The organism is Pontibacter ruber, from assembly GCF_023630205.1.
GTDB lineage: Bacteria > Bacteroidota > Bacteroidia > Cytophagales > Hymenobacteraceae > Pontibacter > Pontibacter ruber.
Genome location: NZ_JALPRR010000001.1, coordinates 137,020 through 158,873 on the forward strand (window position 1 = coordinate 137,020; position 21,854 = coordinate 158,873).

The following is a 21,854-nucleotide window of genomic DNA, read 5'->3' on the forward strand; positions in this document are numbered from 1 at the left end:
GCTGCGCGTCAGTTAAAGTAAAGTTAAGCAAGTATACATAATTATGTTCCGCACCGAAGTACAGGTTAAACCTGCTGCCATCTCCTTATCGCTCCGCTCAAAGCTGGTAACCATCGGCTCCTGCTTTGCCGAAGTTATTGGCAATAAACTGCGCGACAACAAAGCAGATGCGCTTGTCAACCCGTTTGGCACCATCTTCAACCCTTTGTCTGCATGCCTTTTGCTGGAAGCCGCTGCCGGAAAGCCCTATAATTTTGAACAACACCTGGTCGAGAACAACGGCATCTGGTATGCCTACGACCTGCACTCCTCCCTCTCCTCTCCCGACAGAAACGAACTGCTTTCCCTAATAGAACAAAAGCTATCGCAAACCCGGGAGCAGTTGCAGCAGGCATCGCTGCTTATACTTACACTTGGCACGGCTATAGGCTACCGGCTAAACAGCACGGGCAACGTAGTTGCCAATTGCCATAAATTGCCGGCCAGGAACTTTACCAGGTTTATACTTTCAACAGAAGAGATTGTAAACGCTTTTGAAAGCATGTACCCAGTGCTGAAACAGCTGAACCCTTCCCTCCAAATACTGCTCACGGTAAGCCCGGTGCGGCACATCAAAGAAACATTACCCCTGAACAGTGTAAGCAAATCGACCTTGCGGGTAGTTTGCCACCAGCTTACCGAATTGCACCCGGATGTGCTATACTTCCCGGCGTACGAGATCATGATGGACGACCTGCGCGATTACCGTTTTTACAAGCAGGACATGATCCATCCGACGGAAACAGCCGAAGACTACATCTGGCAGAAGTTTGCAGCAGCCTACTTCGATAAAGAGTTTCAGGATTTCCTGGAAGAGTGGGCTAAAATCAGAAGTGCTCTGGCGCATAGGCCTTTTCACCCGGACACGGCGGCCCACCAATCTTTTTTACAACGCACCCTGCAGCACCTGCAGCAACTGGAACAAAAGTACCAGATTGACTGCACCGAAGAAACACAACTCCTCCTCCGGCAACTTACTGCCTGAGCCGCTACGGAACACTTTTTTGCTTTCTTAGCCGTAGTTATACCATAGCGCCTTTACACAACACCGCAAACTATGGCTCAGGAGAAAAAAGCAAACCGACTGATACAGGAGAGCAGCCCTTACCTGCTGCAGCACGCCTACAACCCCGTAGAATGGTACCCCTGGGGTGAGGAGGCATTGCAGAAAGCCAGACAGGAAGAGAAGCCCATACTTGTAAGTATAGGTTACGCCGCCTGCCACTGGTGCCATGTAATGGAGCATCAGTCCTTTGAGAACAGGAAGATTGCGGAAGTGATGAATAAGTACTTCGTCTGCATAAAGGTAGACCGGGAAGAGCGCCCGGATGTAGACGCCTTATACATGGATGCGCTGCAGGCCATGGGTGTGCAGGGAGGCTGGCCCATGAATGTGTTTCTTACCTCAGAGGCAAAGCCATTTTTTGGGGGCACGTACTTCCCGCCGCAGCAATGGGTAAAACTCCTGGAAAATGTTGCCAATGCCTACAAACAAAACCGGGAGGAACTACAGGAATCGGCAGAGCAGTTTGCGGCGCACCTAAACCAAAGTGAGTTGGAGAAGTATGGCCTTATCAAAAGCAACCCCGAGGTACACGAGGACGACCTGAAGCTCATCTACAAAAGCCTCAGCAAGCGCTTCGACAAGAAGCTGGGGGGCCTTGAAGGTGCTCCCAAATTTCCGATGCCCACCAATTACCTATTTCTGCTGCGTTACTACAGCTACACGGGCGAGAAAGAGGCCTTGCACCAGGTAGAGCTTACGCTCCGCGAGATGGCCTATGGCGGCATTTACGACCAGATCGGAGGCGGCTTTGCCCGGTACTCCGTGGATGCCGAGTGGCTTGTTCCGCACTTCGAAAAGATGCTTTACGACAACGGGCAGCTCGTAAGCATGTATGCAGAGGCCTACCAGGTAACCAAAGATCCGCTGTACAAGGATGTGGTAGGCGAAACCATCACGTTTGTAGAGCGGGAACTCATGAGCCCGGAGTATGGCTTTTATTCTTCGCTGGACGCCGACAGTGAGGGCGAAGAAGGCAGATTTTATACTTTCACTAAAGACGAGCTGCAGGACATCCTGGGAGATGAGGAGCCGCTATTCTCCAAATACTACCACGTTACGGCTGCCGGCAACTTTGAGCACGGGCGCAACATCCTCCACCGTCGAATTTCCGACGAAAAGTTTGCAGAAGAAAACGAGCTGGAACTAGAAGTGCTGCAGGAGATGGTTGCCAACTGGAAGGAAAAGCTGATGGAAATACGGGCGCAACGTGTACGCCCCAGCCTGGATGACAAGATCCTGTGCTCCTGGAATGCGCTGATGCTCCGCGGCTTGGCAGACGCCTACTATACTTTCGGCAACAAGCATTATCTGCACCTGGCTGTTCGCAATGCAGAGTTCCTGCTGAGTAAAATGAAGCAGGGCGACAAGCTGTTCCATAACTACAAGCAGGAAAAAGCCACCATTGATGGTTTTCTGGAAGATTATGCGCTTCTGATACGTGCTCTGATACGGCTGTATGAAGTGACCTTTGAAGAGAAATGGCTGGAGGAAGCAAAACAATTAACCAATTATACGTTAGCTCATTTCTTTGATGAGCAGGAAGGTCTGTTCTTCTTTACCGATAACAGCTCCGAGAAACTGATCGCACGCAAAAAGGAAATATTGGACAACGTAGTTCCTTCCTCCAACTCGGTGATGGCGACTAACCTGCACTTCCTTGGTTTATACTTTGACGAAGAGCATTACCAGCAACTCTCCGATAGTATGCTGGCCAGGGTAAAGGATTTGCTGTTGAAGGAGCCTTCGTTCCTGAGCAACTGGGCAAGTTTATACTTCCACAAGCTCTCGCCCACTGCCGAGGTTGCCATCGTAGGCAGACAGGCGCCGGAAATGCGTTCTGAGTTCAGCGTGTTCTATATCCCCAACATGATCCTGGTTGGTACTGAGAACAAAAGCGATCTGCCGCTGCTGCAGGACCGGGTGCCGATCAATGGCAAAACCACTGTGTACGTGTGCTATAACAAAACCTGTCAGCTGCCGGTACAAACGGCTGCCGAAGCGCTGCAGCAACTACAGGGCCGTAACAAACAGGAAAGCAAATTTCCGTCGCTGTAAAGTATAGTTCTGATAAAATAGACAGGAGCGGAGTCACGGCTTCGCTCCTGTCTATTTTATACTTCGGCACTAAGTAAAGTATATCTATATCAGTTGGTTTACGCATAGCCTACACAAAAGCCCTCGCTCGCGTCCCGCGAGTGTGAGTTATCGGGTGGCGTCCCGCCACGTTACAAGTATAAAAATGTAGGCTGAAGTATAAAGTATAAACCAATCTGCTCTTTCGGATTTGCCATCCTGTTTTATTCTTTGCCAGCTGCTGAGCTAAGGCTGAAAGACAGATTGCAAATCCTTCTGTTAAGTGCTTCGGGAATGCAAATCCCGAAGAGCAAAGTATAAACTATACATCTCAGCGGCCGGAGGCCGAGGAATAGCGCACACTCGCCGGAGGCGAGCGAGGGCGTTCTTAGGTGTGTACGACTGATTTATCGAGTTTTAAGTATCGCTACACTGCCTTAGGTGCGGCTGTTCATCATCCGGAACATCTCGTCTATTTCTTCTCTGGAGGCTTTTCTTGCCTTTTCAGAGCGTCCGTAGCCAATCTCGAGCTCACCAGCTGCCATACGCTCTGTGATGCTGTCTGCAAATTCCTCCACTGGCGCTCCCATGGTGTGGATGCCCTCGCCACCCAGATCAGTGTTCACAGCAGGAGGCACAATTTCGATTACGCGCACATTGGTTTCTGACAGATCGTGTCGCAAAGACATGGTGAAAGAGTGAACGGCTGCCTTGGTAGCGCTGTAAACCGAAGCAAACGTACCCGGTGTAAAAGCCAGTCCGGAAGAAACGTTGATGATGGCGGCTGCCTTCTGCTGCTTCAGGTGCGGGATAAAGAGGGCCGATAAGTGTATGGGTGCCTCCACGTTGATAGCAATTTCCTGCCGGCGTTCCTCCCACGAGGCGGTGTCTTCGGTAAAATTGCCCCGCCGCTGTATACCGGCGTTGTTCACCAGCACATTCAGTTTCGGAAACTCGCGTGTCGCCCACTCAAACAAGGCTATCCGGTCGGCCTCGCTGGCCACGTCGGATACTTTTGTCTGCAGGCCCGGGTGCAACCGCTGTGCCTCCTGCAGCTTCTCCTCTCTCCTGCCGCACACGATCACTTGGCTTCCTGCTTTCAAAAACCGTTCTGCCAGCGCCAACCCAATTCCCGAGGCTCCGCCCGTGATCAATACTGTATTTCCAGCTAAATTCATTCTGATATAATTAAGTATGGTTAGAATGGCGAATCATCACAAAGTATCACCTCATCCGAACAATCTGCCAACCAACTATTTTACCGCCATAAACTACGATAAGGTTCAGCAAAAGGGCTCCTAACTGCTTATACTTTCCTGATAAGAGAAAAGAAGACTCCTCTGTTTTGTATAACTACGCAGTTACAACAGTCGGCTTTTTTTGCGACCTTTGTAATTGCCTAACTGATCGTAGTACCCTTGTCTGAACTGTTAAACTTCAATTTCCCGCCGGAGCCGGCTGTAGAGCGCGTTACGTTGTTTGCCGACGTGATCCTGCCCCTGCCGTTGCCAAAGCTGTATACTTACCGCATCCCCTTCGAGATGAACGACGAGGTGCTGGTAGGCGCGCGGGTAATTGTGCAGTTCGGAGCCAAGAAAGTACTCAGCTGCATCGTCGCTGACATCCACGAAAATGCGCCGGCCGAATACCAGGCCAAGTATATCCTGGATGTGCTGGACGACAAACCCATTGTGACGGCGCCGCAGCTCAAGCTGTTTAAGTGGATAGCCGATTACTACATGTGCACGCTGGGCGAAGTGATCAATGCGGCTTTGCCCTCGGCGCTGAAGCTGAGCAGCGAATCGCGGATACAATTGCACCCGCACTACAACCCGGAGGAAGACGACATTCCAATGTCGGCGCAGGAGGCCAAGATCATTTACGCCCTGCAGCACAACCAGGCACTGACCTTTACCGAGGTGGGCAACCTGCTCCAGGGCAAAAGCTATCACAAGTACATCAAATCGCTGATCCAGAAAGAAGCGATCATCATATTCGAGCAGATCAGCGACAAGTATGCGCCGAAGGTGGTGAAGAAAGTGCGCTTGTCGGAGCACTTTGTGCAGGAAGAAGGCATGCTGGAAGAGCTTTTTGAGCAGCTGACACCCAAGCCCAAGCAGCTCGACGTTCTGCTCAATTACCTGCAAAAGATACCGGTGCACCAGGACGTGCACCTTAACCACATCGGCCTGGAGAAGAACGCTCTCACCGGCAATCCGCACCTTTCCCTCTCCTCCATCAACGCCCTGATCAAAAAAGGCGTGCTGGAGCAGTTCGACCAGATCGTTTCGCGCTTTCCGGTTGACACAGGGGCTATGCAGCTGCCGATGGCGCTGTCGGAGCATCAATTGCAGGCAAAGGACGAGATCCTGGGCCTTTTCAAAGAAAAAGACACAGTGCTGCTGCACGGCATTACAGGCAGCGGCAAAACCGAAGTATACATCGACCTGATCAAGCACGCCCTGGAAGGCGGCGGACAGGTTTTATACTTGTTGCCTGAGATCGCGCTGACGGCCCAGATCGTGCAGCGCCTGATGAAGGTGTTTGGCGATAAGCTGGGCGTGTATCATTCCAAATTCTCGGACAACGAGCGGGCCGAAGTATGGCAGGGCATATTGTCGGGCAAATTCCAGGTAGTAGTGGGCGTTCGATCTTCCATCTTTCTGCCGTTTCATAACCTTTCGCTCATTATTATTGATGAGGAGCACGAGGCCAGTTACAAGCAATACGAGCCAGCACCGCGCTACAACGCCCGCGAAACAGCCCTGATGATGGCGCACCTGCAGGGCGCTAAAACCCTGCTGGGTTCGGCTACGCCCTCCGTAGAAACCTACTATAACTGCAAGACCGGCCGCTGGGGACTGGTAAGTATGACCAAACGCTTCGGCGAAGCGCAGTTACCTGATATTGAGCTGGTGGACACACGCGACGAGCAGCGTCGCAAGACCATGCACAGCCATTTTTCAGGTAAACTCGTTCACGCAATTGAAGAACGGCTGCACCGACACGAGCAGGTCATTCTGTTCCAGAACCGCCGCGGTTATGCGCCGTTTATCTCCTGCGATGAGTGCTCCTGGATACCCAAGTGCAAACACTGCGCCGTGAGCCTCTCTTACCACAAGTATAATAACGAGCTGCGCTGCCACTACTGCGGCTACCACGAGCGCATGCCTTCCGATTGCCCGGCCTGCGGTGCTACCACCCTTAAAAGTATGGGTTTTGGTACCGAGAAGGTAGAAGATGAGCTGAAACTGCTGCTGCCCAACGCCGAAGTACAGCGCATGGACCTGGACACCACCAAGAAGAAAAACAGTTACCAGCAGATCATCGCCGATTTTGAGAGCGGAAAGACCAATATCCTGGTCGGCACGCAGATGGTTACCAAAGGCCTTGACTTCGAGAATGTGAGCCTGGTAGGTATTCTAAATGCCGACACCATCATCAACTTCCCCGATTTCCGGGCGCACGAGCGGGCTTACCAGCTGTTTGTGCAGGTGAGCGGGCGTGCAGGTCGTAAGGGTAAACCGGGTGCAGTGATCATCCAGACGCGCGACCCGCTGCAGGCTATCTTCCGGAAAGTATACAGCAACGATTACCAGGCCCTGTACGAGCACGAGATTGAGGAGCGCATGCGCTTTGGCTATCCGCCTTTTACCCGCATGATCCGGGTAACTGTGAAGCACGAGGACGAACGTACCTCCGAGAATGCCGCTATTGTGCTTGCCAAGGACCTGACAGACCGCTTAGGCAAGCAGCAGGTGCTGGGGCCGGAAGTACCGTACATTTTTAAAATCCGGAATCTGTTTCTGAACGAGATACATATCAAACTGCCACGGGAGGGCGGCAACCTGCGCGGAGCCAAAATGCAGCTCGCCCAGGCTATTCACCAACTCAAGCTCCTCCCCGATTTTAAAGGACTCCGGATAGTGGCGGATGTGGACCCGGTATAGTTAGCCATTACTCAGTCTCCTCATACCAGAAAATATTTTTCTTTTTTTCTGATAATCAGTAACCTTAGCAAAACTACGGCGTATAAACTAATACCTTTGGCTAAAAGTTGAAAGCCTGAAAGTCTTAAGCGATCTACCAAGATACTTGTTGACTTTCAGGTTTTTCCTATTTATAGGGGTTTAGCTTACTCCTTCCCTTTCCTCAGCGCCAGCAGATACATGATGCCAAAGCCCAGAAAGGCCACCAGAATGAACACATCGATCCAGGTATACTCCCCTACGATAATATCTTTGATTTTTAAACCGGCGAAGACAAAGCAGAGGATGGCCAGAAATATCCGGAATGGTTTACGATTTTGCATTGATGTCTGTAATTGAACCGCTGAAGATAAGAAAATAAGCAGGAACGGCCATTTAATAAGAGAAAACGCCCGCCATTTAGCACAGGAAGTATAAACCTGTAGTTACAGGTACATGTAGAGCAGCATACAGAGCGTAATTACAATAGCACCGGCTGCATTCAGGTATGCGCCGGCTTTTACCATCGACGAGATAGGCACACGCCTGCTGCCAAAGACAATTGCATTTGGTGGAGTTGCTACGGGCAGCATAAAAGCAAAGCTACAAGCAATTACAGCACCAATAACCGGGTAAAGCAACGGAATCTGTAATTGCAGCAGCACCCCTATGATAATCGGCACAAACGTAATGGCAATGGCAGTGTTGGAGCTGATCTCGGTAAGCAAGAGCACACCCGCTATAAGCACAAAGATGAGCAGTACCTTTTGCTCCGGCCCCACCAGATAAGTGATAGCGCCGCCAATCTCATCTGCCAGTCCGGAGGTAATCACCAACTGGCCCAGCGCCATGCCACCACCGAACAACAGAATCGTATCCCAGTCGATGCGCAGCAGGTCATCTGCGGTTATCGTGCCGTTGCCTTCGTTCTCGTTTCCCGGCGGAATCAGAAAAAGCAGCAGCGCGGCCAGTACAGCAACCGTACTTTCGGCAAAATACGTGTTCAGGAACGTATAAGCGGCCTTAAGGCCAAGCAGGTTGAATATACCCGGTGAAAGCCAAAGTATAACTGCCAGCAGAAAAACGCCCATGGTCACCTTCTCCCCTTTCGACATAGGCGGCTGCTCTTTACTCTGCTCTTTCACATAAGCCTCCACTACCGACGAGCTGTAGCCGCATTTGCGGAGGAAGTAACGGATGTACACCAGCATCACCCCGTACATCAGCAGCGATATCGGCAGGGCAATTAGCATCCATTGCAGAAAATCGATCCGGATACCTTCTTTTGCCAGATAATTTACCCCGATCAGGTTGGGCGGAGAGCCAATGATGGTGCTGATACCGCCAATGGATGCGCTGTAAGCAATACCCAACAGGAAGTATGAATCCGGCTTTTTTTCTTGGCCTGGCTTGCTGATGAGCTGCACCACCCCTATGGTTAAAGGCAGCAACATGGCTACTGTAACAGAATTGCTCACCCACATCGACAACAAGTACGAAATAAGGGAGAACCCGAGAAACAGGCGGAACAGGCTTTTCTGAAAGAAGCGCCGGGAAAGTATAAACAAGGCTAGCCGCTTGTCGAGCCCGTGCCGCGTCATGGAGCGTGCCAGCAGGAAACTGCCGATAAAGAGCAGGATGATCGGGTGGCCCAGGTTCTGAAAAGCGGTATCTATTTTGGCAATACCCAGCATAACAGCCAGCAGCACCCCCAGAAAAGCGGTCATCGAGAGCGGAATCACCTCCGTGATCCAGAACACCAGGCAGAAGGCCATGATGGTTGCCACCACCTTGGCCTCGTGCACCAGCCCCGGTGTCAGCCACCAGACCGTAGCTGCTAACATCGGCGCTACAAGCAAACCTACGTTTCTGCGGGATATGTTCATCAGGCTGTTGAGGGTGTCAGAAGGCTAAGCAAATGTTGTGGAACGGAGAGTTCTTTTGCGGTAACCTGCACCCGGCAGGCTCTTCAGCAAGTATAAAATTTCAAAGCCTTACGACTCCATGTACCGCTGGCGGATGATGTTGAGGTGATGGATCTCGTGGCCAAGTATGGCATAGCCAAGCGCGCGCACCGACACGCGGTTGTTGTTGGCAGTGCCCGTCTGGTTGAGCATTTCTGTATCGAAGTTCTTGAATAGCTCGATGGTTGCCTGGCGCACCGCAGCATATTCGGCCAGTATAGATGTAATGGTTCTCTTATCTGCCTTGGAAGGACCAACGTACTGGTTTTCGTCGAAGCCAGCAAGGTCGGTTTTATCCTGGCGGGCAAAGCGCAGGGCGCGGTACGCAAAAATGCGTTCTGCATCCATCATATGCACCATCAGCTCTTTAATCGACCATTTGCCCGGCGCATAGCGGTGCGACAATCTTTCCTCGTCAAGCCCCAGCATAAAGTTGATGATGTACTCCTGGCTGGCAGCCAAGCCGCTCAGTAAATCTTCCGCTTTGGCAGCCTCGATGTAATTTTTCATTCCTTCCGGATATTCATCCGTGCCCGGGTAAGTAATAACAGGATTCATAGTTTCAGTTTTTAAAATAAACCAGGTTTGTAGTGTCTTGTTTTATAGCCCGAAGATACAATTTATACTTTGAGAAGAAAGAGCTGCCTAAGGTTTTGTACAGGTTGGTGTAAAAACAAAGCCTCCGGCACAGGTACCGTAGGCTTTGTATGAAAGTATAAACCTGGTTATTGCCCCACCAGGAACACGGCGTTTCCGAACAGCAGTTTGCCATTGTGCCAGAAACCACGGAACAAAGGATTATCAGCCAGGTATACGACCTGTCCACGACCCATGCCCTGAGCACCAAGTATGAGGGCGTCCTGCAGTTTGGCTTTGGCCTTGGCTCCCACAAAGCCGGTGGCATAGTTTCCTTTTTTCAGCACACCCACGTTCCAGCCATCTTTCATGTAGCCGAACACGTCGGAGGTACGCACCAGCGCATAGTAGGTATCGCCGTAGCCAAAAGCCAGCGGGTGTGTTTTATCCAGCGCTACGCGGAACACACTACCCTGCACCTCTTCCGACAATGCTTCCCGTTCGCGTTCGCCGTAGGTTTTCAGCAACGCATAAGGATCTTCTTTCTGGTCTTTGCCTTTTGTTTTTTCCGCTACTGCAGCCTCTCCATCCTTCTTCTGTAGCTCGAAATCTTTTTTACCCGCCAGGAAGCCTGCGGCGGTTTCCATCGCGATCAGTTTTCCGCCGCCTTTCACCCAGTTTTTCACCTGTTCCAGTGTTTTCTCATTCAGCACACGGTCGTAAGAACCGGCTGGCAGAATCAGCACATCGAACTCGTGCAGCGGCACGTTTCCAAAGTAGCTCGTTCCCAAAACGGTAACCGGATAGCCAATCTGCTGCTCGAAATAATGCCAGATCTCGCCGAAAGCGTAAGGCGACACGCCCTCGCCGGACATTACCGCCACACGCGGCATTTTCAGGTAACGCACGCTCCCAGAGCCAAAGTCAGCGCCGCTGCTCACAAATCCGGTTGTGGTAGCTGTAATGGCTACGCCATGTTTCTCGGCAAGCGCACGCACCGTGGCATCGAGGTTGTTACCCAGGCCCTCATTGCCCGTGCGGGTGATGATGAGGGTACCGGCGTCATACTTCTGGTTATCGGTTTCGAACGGTTTTTCGGCCATCCGCACTTTTACCTTCTGCTTCATCAACTCAGTCAGGAATTTCACATCCTGCAGGCTGTTCCAGCGAGCCAGGTAGGCGTAAGGTCTTTCTGTGGAAATGGTGTTGGCAGTTTTGGCAGCCGGCTGGGTTGCCCGGGCCTCTACCTTGCTGCGGACCGCATACGCCTGCAAGCCAAAGGCATACGGCATAGCCCAGGAGGTAATGTCGTAGGTCAGGGAATCTTCCAGGTTAGATGTTGGCTCAAAAAGCACCTTCACCAGTGTAGACTTTGGCTGGTACATACTTATCACCAGGTCATTCTCCCCGATCTTTACACTTTCCTGCTTGCCGGTGGCGTAGTTAAATCCTCTGGCAGAAGATTTCTTCCCGGCATAGCCATACTTTATGTGCTGGCGGTCGAGGTATTCGGTAAGCACTTTGAGACTGCCGGCATTGCGGCTGTCAGCTTTTATCACGAAGGCTTTATAATCGCCTTCCGGCTTCTTTATTCCATTTTCATAGTATTTGCGGAACTCCTGTTTCAGCTGATCTGCTTTTTCGGAGGTTGCCTGCATGGTAGCCAGGCTGGCGGCATGGTGGTGCGCGATACGGTCTTTCAGCGTCAGGGTATCGCCGTCCTGCTTTTTGTAAGCCAGACCGGCGCGGCCAGAACCTCCCTGTTCGTAGGTCATGCCAATGCCCCCGTTATAGGTAGGCCAGGTATCGCCGTAGCTTGGGTAAAACAGGTCGAAATTCTCGCGGGTAAAGTATAGCCAGTTATTCTTATCGAAGTACTGGCGGTTGTAATCGCCGATGATGTTCTGAAACTGGCGCTGCCACGGCGTTATACTTTCATGGAAAGGCTTGGCTGCAGGCGAGAAGTAGTAAGGCGATTCGGTACCCATCTCGTGGAAGTCGGCGTGCACCTGCGGCAGCCAGTTGTTGTACTGTACCAGGCGCTGCTTCGATTCGATTTGCGTTTGCCAGGCCCAGTCGCGGTTCAGGTCGAAGTAGTAATGGTTTGGTCTGCCGCCCGGCCATGGCTCGTTGTGCTCCCATGCATAGGGATTGGCGTTGCCGCCCTGGTTCTGCGTCTGCTTGTACCACTGCACGTAACGCTCGCGTCCGTCGGGGTTTACACATGGATCGATGATCACCAGGGAGTTCTGCAGCCACTGTTTGGTCTGTGCGTTGTTAGGATCTACCAGGTCGTAGAGCACCTGCAGCACCGACTCCGACGATACCGACTCGTTGCCGTGGACGTTATAGCTGAGCCACACCACAGCCGGCTGGTTGCCCTGCACCTGCCCGCTCAGCAGGCCTGCCTGCCGAAGGTTATTCTCCCGGATCTGCTCCAGGCGCTGCAGGTTCTCATCGTTCCCGACAAAGGCCATCAGCAGGGGCCGTCCTTCGTACGTGCGGCCATACTCCTGCACCTTAATGCGGTTGGGCGCCTGGGTTGCCAGGTAATTTACATAGGCTACAATGCGGTCGTGGGTAGTGAACTGCTCGCCGAGCTGATATCCTAGAAATTGGGCCGGTGTCTGGATAGCCTGTTGTTGCTGTGCCATGGCTACCTGCATACTGAGCAGCACCAGGCAAAAAGCGAAGAATCGCTTCAGTTTTATCATGTTCTTCAGGGTTGAGTAAGTATAAATCAAGGTTTGTTAATATGTCACAATCTGCTGAAAAATGCTGAGTCTGGCAATAGGCTGGTGCAGAAGAAGTATAGCCGCGCTTCCCTGTATGATTCAAAGCCTGCTCCAGACTACAACCTGCTCCCCCAGACTTATCATACCAAACTATGCTTAAGACAAACGTGCCACAACGTGCGTATTTATAACTATGTACCAATACTGGAGAAAAGCAGGCCGGGGCGCGATGTACTTCCTGGCTGTGTTAGGAACTATGACAGCTTTATACTTGATTGTGGCACTGCTCCTGGGCACCTTGTCTGTAAACAACAGCTATGCACAGGCAACCGAAGGCATAGAAGTGTTCGTGACTGATAACGGCGTTCATACCGACTGGGTTTTGCCTGTAAATACACCGTACATCGACTGGCGCAGCAAACTACACCTGCAGGACTATGCCGGCGCTGACAGCAGTTTTACCCACGTAAGTTTTGGCTGGGGCGACCGGCAGTTTTACATGGAAACCCCCGAATGGTCTGACCTGACCCTGACCACAGCCATCACCTCACTGTTCTGGCCCACACGCACAGCCATGCACGTCGAATATATTCCTGCCCCGCTGAAACCAAACAAAAAGCAGCGCCCGCTTGTACTTACGCCGCAGCAATACGAAGCGCTTGTCAACTATATCCTGAAAACTTTTCAGCAACAAAACGGACAGTTTCTACTTATACCCGACCACGGCTATTACGATACCGACAACTTTTATGAGGCTCACGGCAAGTTCCACCTTTTCAAGACCTGCAACAGCTGGACGAACGGCGGGCTGAAAGCCATTGGCGCAGAGGCAGCCTTGTGGGCTCCTTTTTCATTCCTAGTTATGCGGCACCTGCCGGAGGAGTAAGCTATTTTCTTTTCTCTTCCCTCAAGTCAAGTATGATGTGCTGGGTAGAAGGCGAAAAGCCCTGCGCCTGCCAGAAACGCTGCGCACCTGGATTCTGCACCGATACCTGCGCTTCTATATGGTCTGCGCCCATGTCCAGCAGCCACTTTTTTGCGGCTCCAAACAACTCCTCGCCTATACCTGACCCGCGGTATTTATCCTGCACCACCGTTTCGGCAATGTAGCCTTTCCGGTGCAGTTTAAATACTTCCGATGCATCACGCATACTTACATTGATCATCCCAACCAGCTCGCCGTCCTGCTCGAACACAAGAATTCGGGAGCGTTTGCCCCGTATCCGGCTCAGCAGTTCGTCTTTCTGCAGCTCTACTTTTCTGGGGTTGATGGCAAACATAACATGATGGCTCTGGTGGTAGCGCATCAGTTCCAGCCACAGTTCATAAACTTCCTCCAGGTCTTCCGGCTCCGCTTCTCTGATCATGTTATACTTTCAATATCGCTATACTTCAATCCGGCACCTGCTATTTTGCGGCAGGCAAGCTGCTTCCTCTTTACGGGCATTTATACTTCTTTGTCGCACCATCTTTTCGATATTGCAGCAATATCCTTAATTTGAGCACCAACTTTACTCCACCTAACCTTAAAACAAATAATATGAACAAACCTTTATCCCTGCTCCGGCCGCTGGTGCTGCTATTTGGGCTATTCCTGGCCTCTTCTGCGGCCATGGCCCAACGGGTAAATCAGGATTCGCTCTACATTCGCGAGCACTACACCAAGGCAGAGTACCAGGTACCCATGCGCGACGGCAAGAAGCTGTACACCATCGTGTACTCGCCCAAAGACAAGTCGAAGAAGTATCCGATCATGATGAACCGTACGCCTTACTCGGTAGGCCCCTACGGCGAAGACTACAAGACATCGCTTGGCCCAAGCCGAACGATGGTGCAGGACGGGTACATATTTGTGTACCAGGATGTGCGCGGCACGTACATGTCGGAAGGCACGTTTGTGAACATGACGCCGCACGTGCCCAACAAAAAAGGCAAGAACGACATCGACGAGAGCACCGACACGTTCGATACCATTGAGTGGCTGACCAAAAAACTGGATAACGACAATGGACGTGTAGGCCAGTGGGGTATTTCTTACCCGGGCTTTTATGCCGCTGCCGGCCTGATGAGCAATCACAAAGCACTGAAGGCAGTATCGCCGCAGGCTCCTATTGCCGACTGGTTCTGGGATGATTTTCACCACAACGGCGCCACTTTTCTGCCGCATGCTTTTAACTTCCTGGCCAGCTTCGGCCTGCCGCGCCCGGAGCCAACTACCAAGCGCAACCCGGGTTTCAACCACGGCACGCCGGATGGTTATGAGTTCTTCCTGCGCATGGGCCCGCTGAAGAATGCTAACGAGAAGTACTACAAAAACAACGTAGCTTTCTGGAACGACATGGTAGAGCACCCGAACTACGATAAGTTCTGGCAGGATCGTAACCTGCTGCCGCACCTAAAAAACATCAAAGGCCCGGCTATAATGACAGTTGGTGGCTGGTACGATGCTGAAGACCTGTACGGCCCGCTGAAGATTTACCAGACCATTGAAAAGAACAATCCGAAGCTTACCAACATGCTGGTGATGGGCCCGTGGGTACACGGTGGCTGGGCTCGCACCGACGGCTCCAGCCTGGGTGGCGTACACTTTGGCCAGCCAAACTCGCCCTGGTACCAGGAGAATGTGGAGGCAAAATTCTTCAGCCATTACCTGAAAGGCAACTCAAAATCTGAGGTAAAACTGCCGGAAGCAGTTATGTTTGAAGGAGGTAACAACAAGTGGCGCGAGTTTGAAGTATGGCCTCCGAAAAATGTACAGGAGAAAACCTTATACTTCCATGCCAACGGCAAGCTCAGCTTTGAGGCTCCGAAAGCAGGTGCTGCCGAGGCCAGCGAGTTTATCAGCGATCCGGCCAAACCGGTTCCGTTTACTGAGGCCACCGCCACCGGCATGACGCGCGAGTACATGTCCGACGATCAACGCTTTGCTGCCCGTCGCCCCGATGTGCTTACCTTCCATACCGATGTGCTGACTGAAGACATTACCCTGGCAGGTGAGTTACTGGCACAGCTAAAAGTAGCCACCACCGGAACCGATGCCGACTGGGTAGTAAAACTGATCGACGTATATCCAGACTCAGCTAAAGCCAATCCGCACCAGCCCAACAAGCCGATGGGTGGCTACCAGGCTATGGTGCGCAGCGAAGTATTCCGTGGCCGCTTCCGCAACAGCTTCGAAAAACCGGAACCGTTTACTCCAAACCAGGTAACGCCGGTAAACGTGGAACTGCAGGACGTGCTGTATACTTTCAAGAAAGGACACCGCATCATGGTGCAGGTACAAAGCACCTGGTTCCCGCTGGTAGACCGCAACCCACAGAAGTATGTGGATAACATCTTCAAAGCGAACGAAGAAGACTTCATCAAGGCAACGCACAAAGTATACCACTCGCCTCAGCAGCCAACAAGTATAAAAGTGAAGGTATTGTAAGCAGTTATACTTTGATATACTTCTATAAAGCAAAAGCGCCGGGTAAAATACCCAGCGCTTTCTGCTTTAAACCCTAATAGCTTATTTTTTAAGCAGTTTGAAATTACTTGTCAGATCACCCATGCGTGTGGTTACGATGTACATACCGCGTGGCAGCGACGGATCGAGGATCATTTTCTCTACGTTCACGCCTTTCTCTACCCGCATAGTGCGCTGCAGTATTTGCTGACCAATAGAGCTGGTAACAGTTATTTCCACCTCCCCTGCTACTTCAGCGTCTATGCTCAGTTCCATCTCCGACTCAAATGGGTTCGGATATACTTTGATCTTGTTGGCTACCACCTCGAAAGTTATGGCTTTGGCGCCAAAGTACTCGAAATCACCGTCGTTGTCGATCTGCTTCAGGCGGTAGTAGCGTGTGCCATACTTGCCGTTTTCAGTGTCAAGATATTCGTACACCTGCTTGATTCTGGAGTCGCTGTCTTTAGAAGCTACAAAGCTCAGCGTTCTGAAGGTCTTGCCGTCCTGCGACACCTGAACCTCGAAGCCTTTGTTGTCGTCCTCAGAAGCGGTGGCCCACTCTACGCGTACATCTTTACCTTGCTTTTCAGCTTTTAGGTAGATGAGTTCTACCGGCAGTGGAGTTACACCAATGTTGTTCAACTCATATACTTCGCAGATATCATCCATTCTTGTTATTCTAGCCATAATTTCAAGGTCTAGCGGCGGATTTTCTACAATCAGCGTGCTGGTCGTACTGCTGCTGTTAAGTACCCATGGATTTTCTGGAGTTGCGCGGGTACGAGTAAACCACTCATACTTTGCAGTCTCACCATAAGGGCTGTACTGCAAGGCTTCCACTGTCCACTCAGTACCAGCTGGATTCCAGGTTACCTTAAGCTCTCCTGCTTTAACTGTTGGAGGTATTGCTGAAATCAAAGCTCGCCCGGTCATTGTAGTTGGGCAGCTAACAGTATTTGGAAAAGTTGCCACTATACTGTAGGTTCCTGATGGTTGTTTACCAAAATTAAGCGCGTTTCCTGTACCAGCCATTGGTGCACCTATAGGGTTAGAACCTAGCATCAGCTGGTAGTTAACGCCTATTTCAGAGCCGTTCAAGGTCACCTCAACACCATCCGGGTTGGAGCTGGTACAGTATGATCCGTTGCCTGACAGAGTAAACAACTGCGGTGCAGCCTTTATGGTCAGCGAACCAAGATCCATGTTGATGGTCTCACAGGTATTAGAAAGTAAAACACTCACCGGATAAGTACCTGGCGCAAAGCTGTTATCAGCTGTAATAGTCAGGCTTGGAGTAGTTGTGGTGTAAGTTTTAGCATTTGGTGCTGTACCTACAGTCCAGTTGTAAGACATTTCATTTGTACCTGTTGCGTTTACAACAAATGAGAACACTTCTGAAGCACCTGCACAAATCGTTGGCGTTTTAGGTGTAGCTGTTGCTGTAACAATGTCGTTTACGTCAATCTCTATAACATTTGAATTCGAACGATCCCGACATTTGCTGGTTTTGTCAAATCCCTCTATGTCGGTGTTGAAATCGATTGATACCGCATCTCCGTCTTTCAGGGTTGCTACAGTCCATTGCAGCGCTGCGTTATCACCAGTGTAAGCAGTAGTATGCTGAACAACACCATTTACCAGCCAGTTTAGTTGCAGATTAGACGAAGCCCAAGGGAAATCTCCATCCAACGTCGCAGTAAAGGTTACCGGTTGTCCTTGGCAAACAGGGTTTGGCGTTGCGCTTAGAGCAATGGTATAGTCAGCCTGCTCTGCCGTATACGCCCGGCTAGAGATACGTTCACTAAAGTTAGGTCCGCAACTGCCACCTCCTACCGTTACATAAGCTCCGTAATAATCAAGCGAGGATAAGCCTGCATTTGTAAAAGTTTTTTTGTCTTCGCCTATCTCTGGTTCCTGGTTCTTTGTCCATTGGTATGTAATACCACTGGTTACCTCAACCCCTCCTTTAACAATCGGATCAAAATATCTCCAGGAATATTGTTTTATTATATCCGGTGTATTGGCAGGGAACGGATAAGCAGGGTTAGCAACAGGTAATTCCTGAGGGCCAACAAGAGAGCCATCTGCACGAACCGGATCGCCGGCAGCATTTGTAAGGTAAGGATAGATTACCTCCGCATCACGCCATACACGCACAGTATGCGTCACGTTATCACCTCTACAGAATGGCTTCATAGATGAGGTAACAACGGCTTTGTAAATAGACTGAATTATTCTTACCGTTACAGGATCAGAGGTATTGCTGCAACCACCTGATGTGTAAGTATAAGTTACATTATAAGTACCCACTCCTAGAGTACATGGAGAGAAAGTCGAACTTGTTGAAACAGTCTGTCCCGAAGCATTTCTGACTGTGAAAGTTCCACCGGTTGCTGAGGAAGGCGATACCTGCATAATAACCGGCGCATCACCGGTGTAGTAAGTTGCCTTCAGGTTCGAGATAGTTGGCTTGGCTGGCAGTGGTGTTACTGTAACTGATTTTGAAACTGTATTTGTACAGCTGTTGCCGTCAGTGTAAGAATATGTAACAGTATGTGTACCCACTCCTAGAGTGCTCGGGTTAAATACTGTCGCTGCCTGTCCATTTATCGTAAAATTGCCGCTATTATAGTTACCAGCCAGGGTAATTGCCTCATGATTAAGACAGTAAGATGTTAATGATGGCTGTACAATGTTTACTACTGGGAGTGCATTAATAGTTACTTGCTTAGACACCTTGTTAGTACAAGTATTGCCATCTGTGTAACTATACTCTACAATGTAGGTCCCGGCTGCCAACGTTCCAGGATTTAACTCTGTAGCATTGGTTACGACGACAGTCGTACCTCTGAGAATACGGAATGTACCACTTGCAGGAGAACCTGCTAATGTAACAGCAGCCTCTGATTTGCAATAGGATGCTTTTAAATCAGAAACTATACTTACCACTGGCAGTTCATTAACAGTTACAGCCGTTGGCGCAGAGGTTATATCACAACCGTAGCTGTTGGTAACTTTAACAGTGTAGGAACCAGCCTCAAAAACTGTGATAGAGCGGGTAGTTTCACCTGTACTCCAAACATAATTTCCTGTTCCAGGATTTGCGGTAAGTACAACAGCTTCACCTTTACATAATGTTGTAGATCTGTTTGCTGTTATAGTTGTATTTGGAATTGGTTGTACTGAAAGCGTAATACTGCTTAAAGCTGTAGTACATGCGCTGGTTGAGTTAGAAGATTTTAAAGTTACAACTGCGCTAGTTGCAGGGTTACCTGCAGCCACATCAACACGCACTGAAGTCTTTCCTGTTTCCGGATCAGTAACTTCAACTATGTTCCAGCCACCTTTATTTGTGGACCATGACCTTACACCACCGGTATACACGCCCTCTATGAAGAAAGAAGTCACACCATCCGGATCCGTACATACAGTTTGGTTGCCTCCCAAAATTTGGGCAGTTGGCTGAAGGATCACAGTTACTTCTACTGCATCGGAAATCTTAGTACATTTCTCAACTTCTTCGCTTGATTCTGCTGTGTTACTTACAAGTACGCGGTAAAAGCCTGAAGCATTAGCGGTATAGGTACTTGCCAGAGCTCCTTCTATATCATCAAACACATTACCATCTGTACTTTTCTGCCATTGATATGTATAAGGCTCAGAAGTAGGCGATTGGTTTGCACTGAACCTTACAGAGCCTCCTTCACAGAAAGTAGTTGCACCAGTAATACTGAATGTAGCTTTAGTAGGAACATTTGCCACTTTTACGGCAACCGTTTCTGAAGACAACACACAGCCTTTGTCTGTTGTAATTGTTACATAATAATTACCGGTTTGAGTAGCCTGATACACATAAGGGCCTTCCGCTGAAGCCGCTACCGCAGTACTGCTGCCACTATCGTTCAATCTAAACCACTGATAACTATAGTTGGGATTATTTACTGCTACAAGGTCAACATAATTCTCAGGGCAAAACACTGCTGGTCCTCTCAATGTAATTTCTACATCAGGCAAAGGGTTTACTGTCACCGTTACTGTTTTTGCTACAGACTGACAACCCTCTGTTACTCCTATTACAGTGTAAGTAGTAGTTTGTGTTGGTGAGGCAGTTACATTAGCACCAGATGTGCTACTAAGTCCTGTAGCTGGAGACCAAATATAACTATCGGCGCCACTTGCGGTAAGTGTTGCAGACTGTCCGGCACAAATTTCTAAATTGCTACTTACAGTGATAACAGGCTGTTGTTTTACTCTGACGGACTTTGTAGCTGTATTTGTACAAGTGTTACCATCTGTGTAACTGTATTCAATAACATAAGTTCCGGCTCCCAAAGTACCTGGATTAAAGGCAGCACCTGTGGCTACTTCTATGCCATCTTTAAGAATACGGAAAGAACCGCCAGCACCGGAAGGAGAACCAGCTAATACGATAGTCTGATCAGTCGTACAGTATTCAGAGGCTAAATTTGTAGTTATACTTACTGTTGGCAGTGGGTTAATAGTTGCTGTAACGGCGGTTCTTGTTGCACTCTCGCAGCCAGCTGCACTAACTGTAGATACATAATAAGTAGTGGTCGAAGCTAAGCTTGGAGAGTATGTTGCTGCAGTTGCGCCACTAATTGCAGTACCTCCTGTCGCTACTGTATACCAGCGGTAACTACCCCCGGTAGGAGCTCCTTGCGCACTTAAAGTTACAGTACCGGTGCCGCATCGCGATGCTGAGATAGTGTTGGGAGCCGCAGGTAAAGGATTTATGTTAATGTTCAAGGTTGATGTTGTACCGGCCGTGTTACAGGCATTTCTGGCGGCTACAGTCACTGTACCTGAGGTTGCATTATTAGCAAAGTCTACGGTTATCCTATTTGTATTGGCTCCTGATACAACAGTTGCACCAGTTGGTAAAGTCCAGGAATAGCTTTGAGCACCATTAACAGGCGCAACTGAGTAAACCACCCCTTTTGTACCAGCACACAATGTATTTAAGCCAGAAATTTCTCCAACATTGGTTGCCCCATTGATTGTTAATGATGCAGGCGCTGAACCATTAAAAGAGAAATTTGAGCTGTTACCGCTTCTATTCGCTACTCTTAATTCTAATGTTCTTGCCGAACTCACTATAGGAGAATTGGCTGGTATTGTAATAGTAATCTGTGTTCCATTATTCGATGTTCCAAGTATTTCAGTTACTACTGTAGTAACACCACTGTTCACCACGGATGCTTGAACCATAACGTTATTCGCACCGGTACTAAACCCAGTACCATTAATTGTAAGGACGAAACTTTGTCCCATTGTAGCACAGCTAGGATTTAAACCATTGGTAGGGTTAATTGTCTGCGCCATCGTCACCTGCGACAATAGCACCATCAACAAACTGGCAAAAGCAACTATATATTGCTTTTTACTAATCTTTGAAAAAATCAATTGGGTAAAATTCTTTTTCATACACTTAGGGTTAAAGGTTTTGCAGGGTGCCCGGGCTGGTGCACCTTGGGTTTGGATTAAAGCATGTTTCAGGGTTGTGTTACCAAGCCATACTTTTTGGCTTTTGACAAATGGGCGCTCCTTTGTAGCAGGAGATGAAGAGAGTTTCACACTTTTGCAGGTAGTCTTTACTACTTAATTGTAGCAGCTTACCCAGGTTCAATAAAAAGGTGGAGACAGAGAAGATTTCAGGCGATGCACCCTTAAAGGAAGCATCAGCTTGTACATATCCGGGCACGGATATAGAGATGGATATTTACCTTTGGCTACCACTATTAAAATTATTCTTACAATAGTTATAATTTAATAATAGGTATGTACAGGTTTAAGGATTTAAGGTTACAGCATGGCTACAATTTTTTGCTTCAAAAAATTAAAAATTGCACTGAAATGTTTATAAAGTATTTATTCTTTTATAGATATTATTTAATCCTTTGAGCGTATAGTGTTTTTTTATTCATCAATATTGTATACTTTACAAATTGGCTTATTGACAAT

At 49.5% G+C, this 21,854-nt stretch carries 12 protein-coding genes; 5 read left to right on the forward strand and 7 right to left on the reverse strand.

Features of this window, described 5'->3' with window-relative positions; all coding sequences use genetic code 11:
- Nucleotides 1–43 precede the first annotated feature (43 nt).
- Both MJ611_RS00620 and MJ611_RS00625 read left to right on the forward strand, forming a co-directional pair.
- Nucleotides 44–1,024 carry a GSCFA domain-containing protein gene (locus tag MJ611_RS00620; protein ID WP_250427412.1) on the forward strand — a complete coding sequence of 327 codons (981 nt, stop codon included), beginning with the start codon at nucleotides 44–46 and terminating at the stop codon, nucleotides 1,022–1,024.
- A gap of 72 nt (nucleotides 1,025–1,096) precedes the next feature.
- Nucleotides 1,097–3,160: a thioredoxin domain-containing protein gene (locus MJ611_RS00625; protein ID WP_250427413.1), complete on the forward strand. Its 2,064-nt coding sequence runs from the start codon at nucleotides 1,097–1,099 to the stop codon at nucleotides 3,158–3,160.
- Nucleotides 3,161–3,615: 455 nt separating this feature from the next.
- Here MJ611_RS00625 and MJ611_RS00630 read toward each other — a convergent pair whose 3' ends face one another.
- Entirely contained in the window at nucleotides 3,616–4,356 is a 741-nt protein-coding gene (locus MJ611_RS00630) for an SDR family oxidoreductase (protein ID WP_250427414.1), read from the reverse strand.
- A gap of 240 nt (nucleotides 4,357–4,596) precedes the next feature.
- Between MJ611_RS00630 and priA the strand changes: the two genes are divergently transcribed.
- The gene (gene priA / locus MJ611_RS00635) at nucleotides 4,597–7,128 is read left to right on the forward strand and encodes a replication restart helicase PriA (RefSeq protein WP_250427415.1); all 2,532 of its coding nucleotides are present in this window, start codon (nucleotides 4,597–4,599) and stop codon (nucleotides 7,126–7,128) included.
- 185 nt (nucleotides 7,129–7,313) lie between these two features.
- On the opposite strand, the gene MJ611_RS00640 is transcribed toward priA, so the two are convergent.
- From MJ611_RS00640 to MJ611_RS00655, 4 genes are all read right to left on the reverse strand, one after another.
- A complete protein-coding gene (locus tag MJ611_RS00640; protein ID WP_250427416.1) occupies nucleotides 7,314–7,490 on the reverse strand; it encodes a hypothetical protein in 177 nt (58 codons plus the stop codon).
- Between the two features lie 102 nt (nucleotides 7,491–7,592).
- Nucleotides 7,593–9,032, reverse strand: a complete 1,440-nt coding sequence (locus MJ611_RS00645) for an SLC13 family permease (protein WP_250427417.1) — start codon at nucleotides 9,030–9,032, stop codon at nucleotides 7,593–7,595.
- Between the two features lie 108 nt (nucleotides 9,033–9,140).
- Nucleotides 9,141–9,668 (reverse strand): DinB family protein, encoded by a 528-nt coding sequence (locus MJ611_RS00650; RefSeq protein ID WP_250427418.1) that lies wholly within the window; start codon nucleotides 9,666–9,668, stop codon nucleotides 9,141–9,143.
- Between the two features lie 167 nt (nucleotides 9,669–9,835).
- Nucleotides 9,836–12,400 (reverse strand): M14 family metallopeptidase, encoded by a 2,565-nt coding sequence (locus MJ611_RS00655; RefSeq protein ID WP_250427419.1) that lies wholly within the window; start codon nucleotides 12,398–12,400, stop codon nucleotides 9,836–9,838.
- Between the two features lie 214 nt (nucleotides 12,401–12,614).
- On the opposite strand from MJ611_RS00655, the gene MJ611_RS00660 reads away from it, so the two are divergent.
- Entirely contained in the window at nucleotides 12,615–13,307 is a 693-nt protein-coding gene (locus MJ611_RS00660) for a TIGR02117 family protein (RefSeq protein WP_250427420.1), read from the forward strand.
- Between the two features lies 1 nt (nucleotide 13,308).
- On the opposite strand, the gene MJ611_RS00665 is transcribed toward MJ611_RS00660, so the two are convergent.
- On the reverse strand, nucleotides 13,309–13,788 hold the full coding sequence (locus MJ611_RS00665; protein WP_250427421.1) for a GNAT family N-acetyltransferase: 480 nt from the start codon (nucleotides 13,786–13,788) through the stop codon (nucleotides 13,309–13,311).
- A gap of 173 nt (nucleotides 13,789–13,961) precedes the next feature.
- Here MJ611_RS00665 and MJ611_RS00670 point away from each other — a divergent pair, with 173 nt between their 5' ends.
- Entirely contained in the window at nucleotides 13,962–15,851 is a 1,890-nt protein-coding gene (locus tag MJ611_RS00670; RefSeq protein ID WP_377495458.1) for a CocE/NonD family hydrolase, read from the forward strand.
- Nucleotides 15,852–15,932: 81 nt separating this feature from the next.
- On the opposite strand, the gene MJ611_RS00675 is transcribed toward MJ611_RS00670, so the two are convergent.
- The gene (locus tag MJ611_RS00675; RefSeq protein WP_250427422.1) at nucleotides 15,933–21,317 is read right to left on the reverse strand and encodes an Ig-like domain-containing protein; all 5,385 of its coding nucleotides are present in this window, start codon (nucleotides 21,315–21,317) and stop codon (nucleotides 15,933–15,935) included.
- Nucleotides 21,318–21,854: the final 537 nt, after the last annotated feature.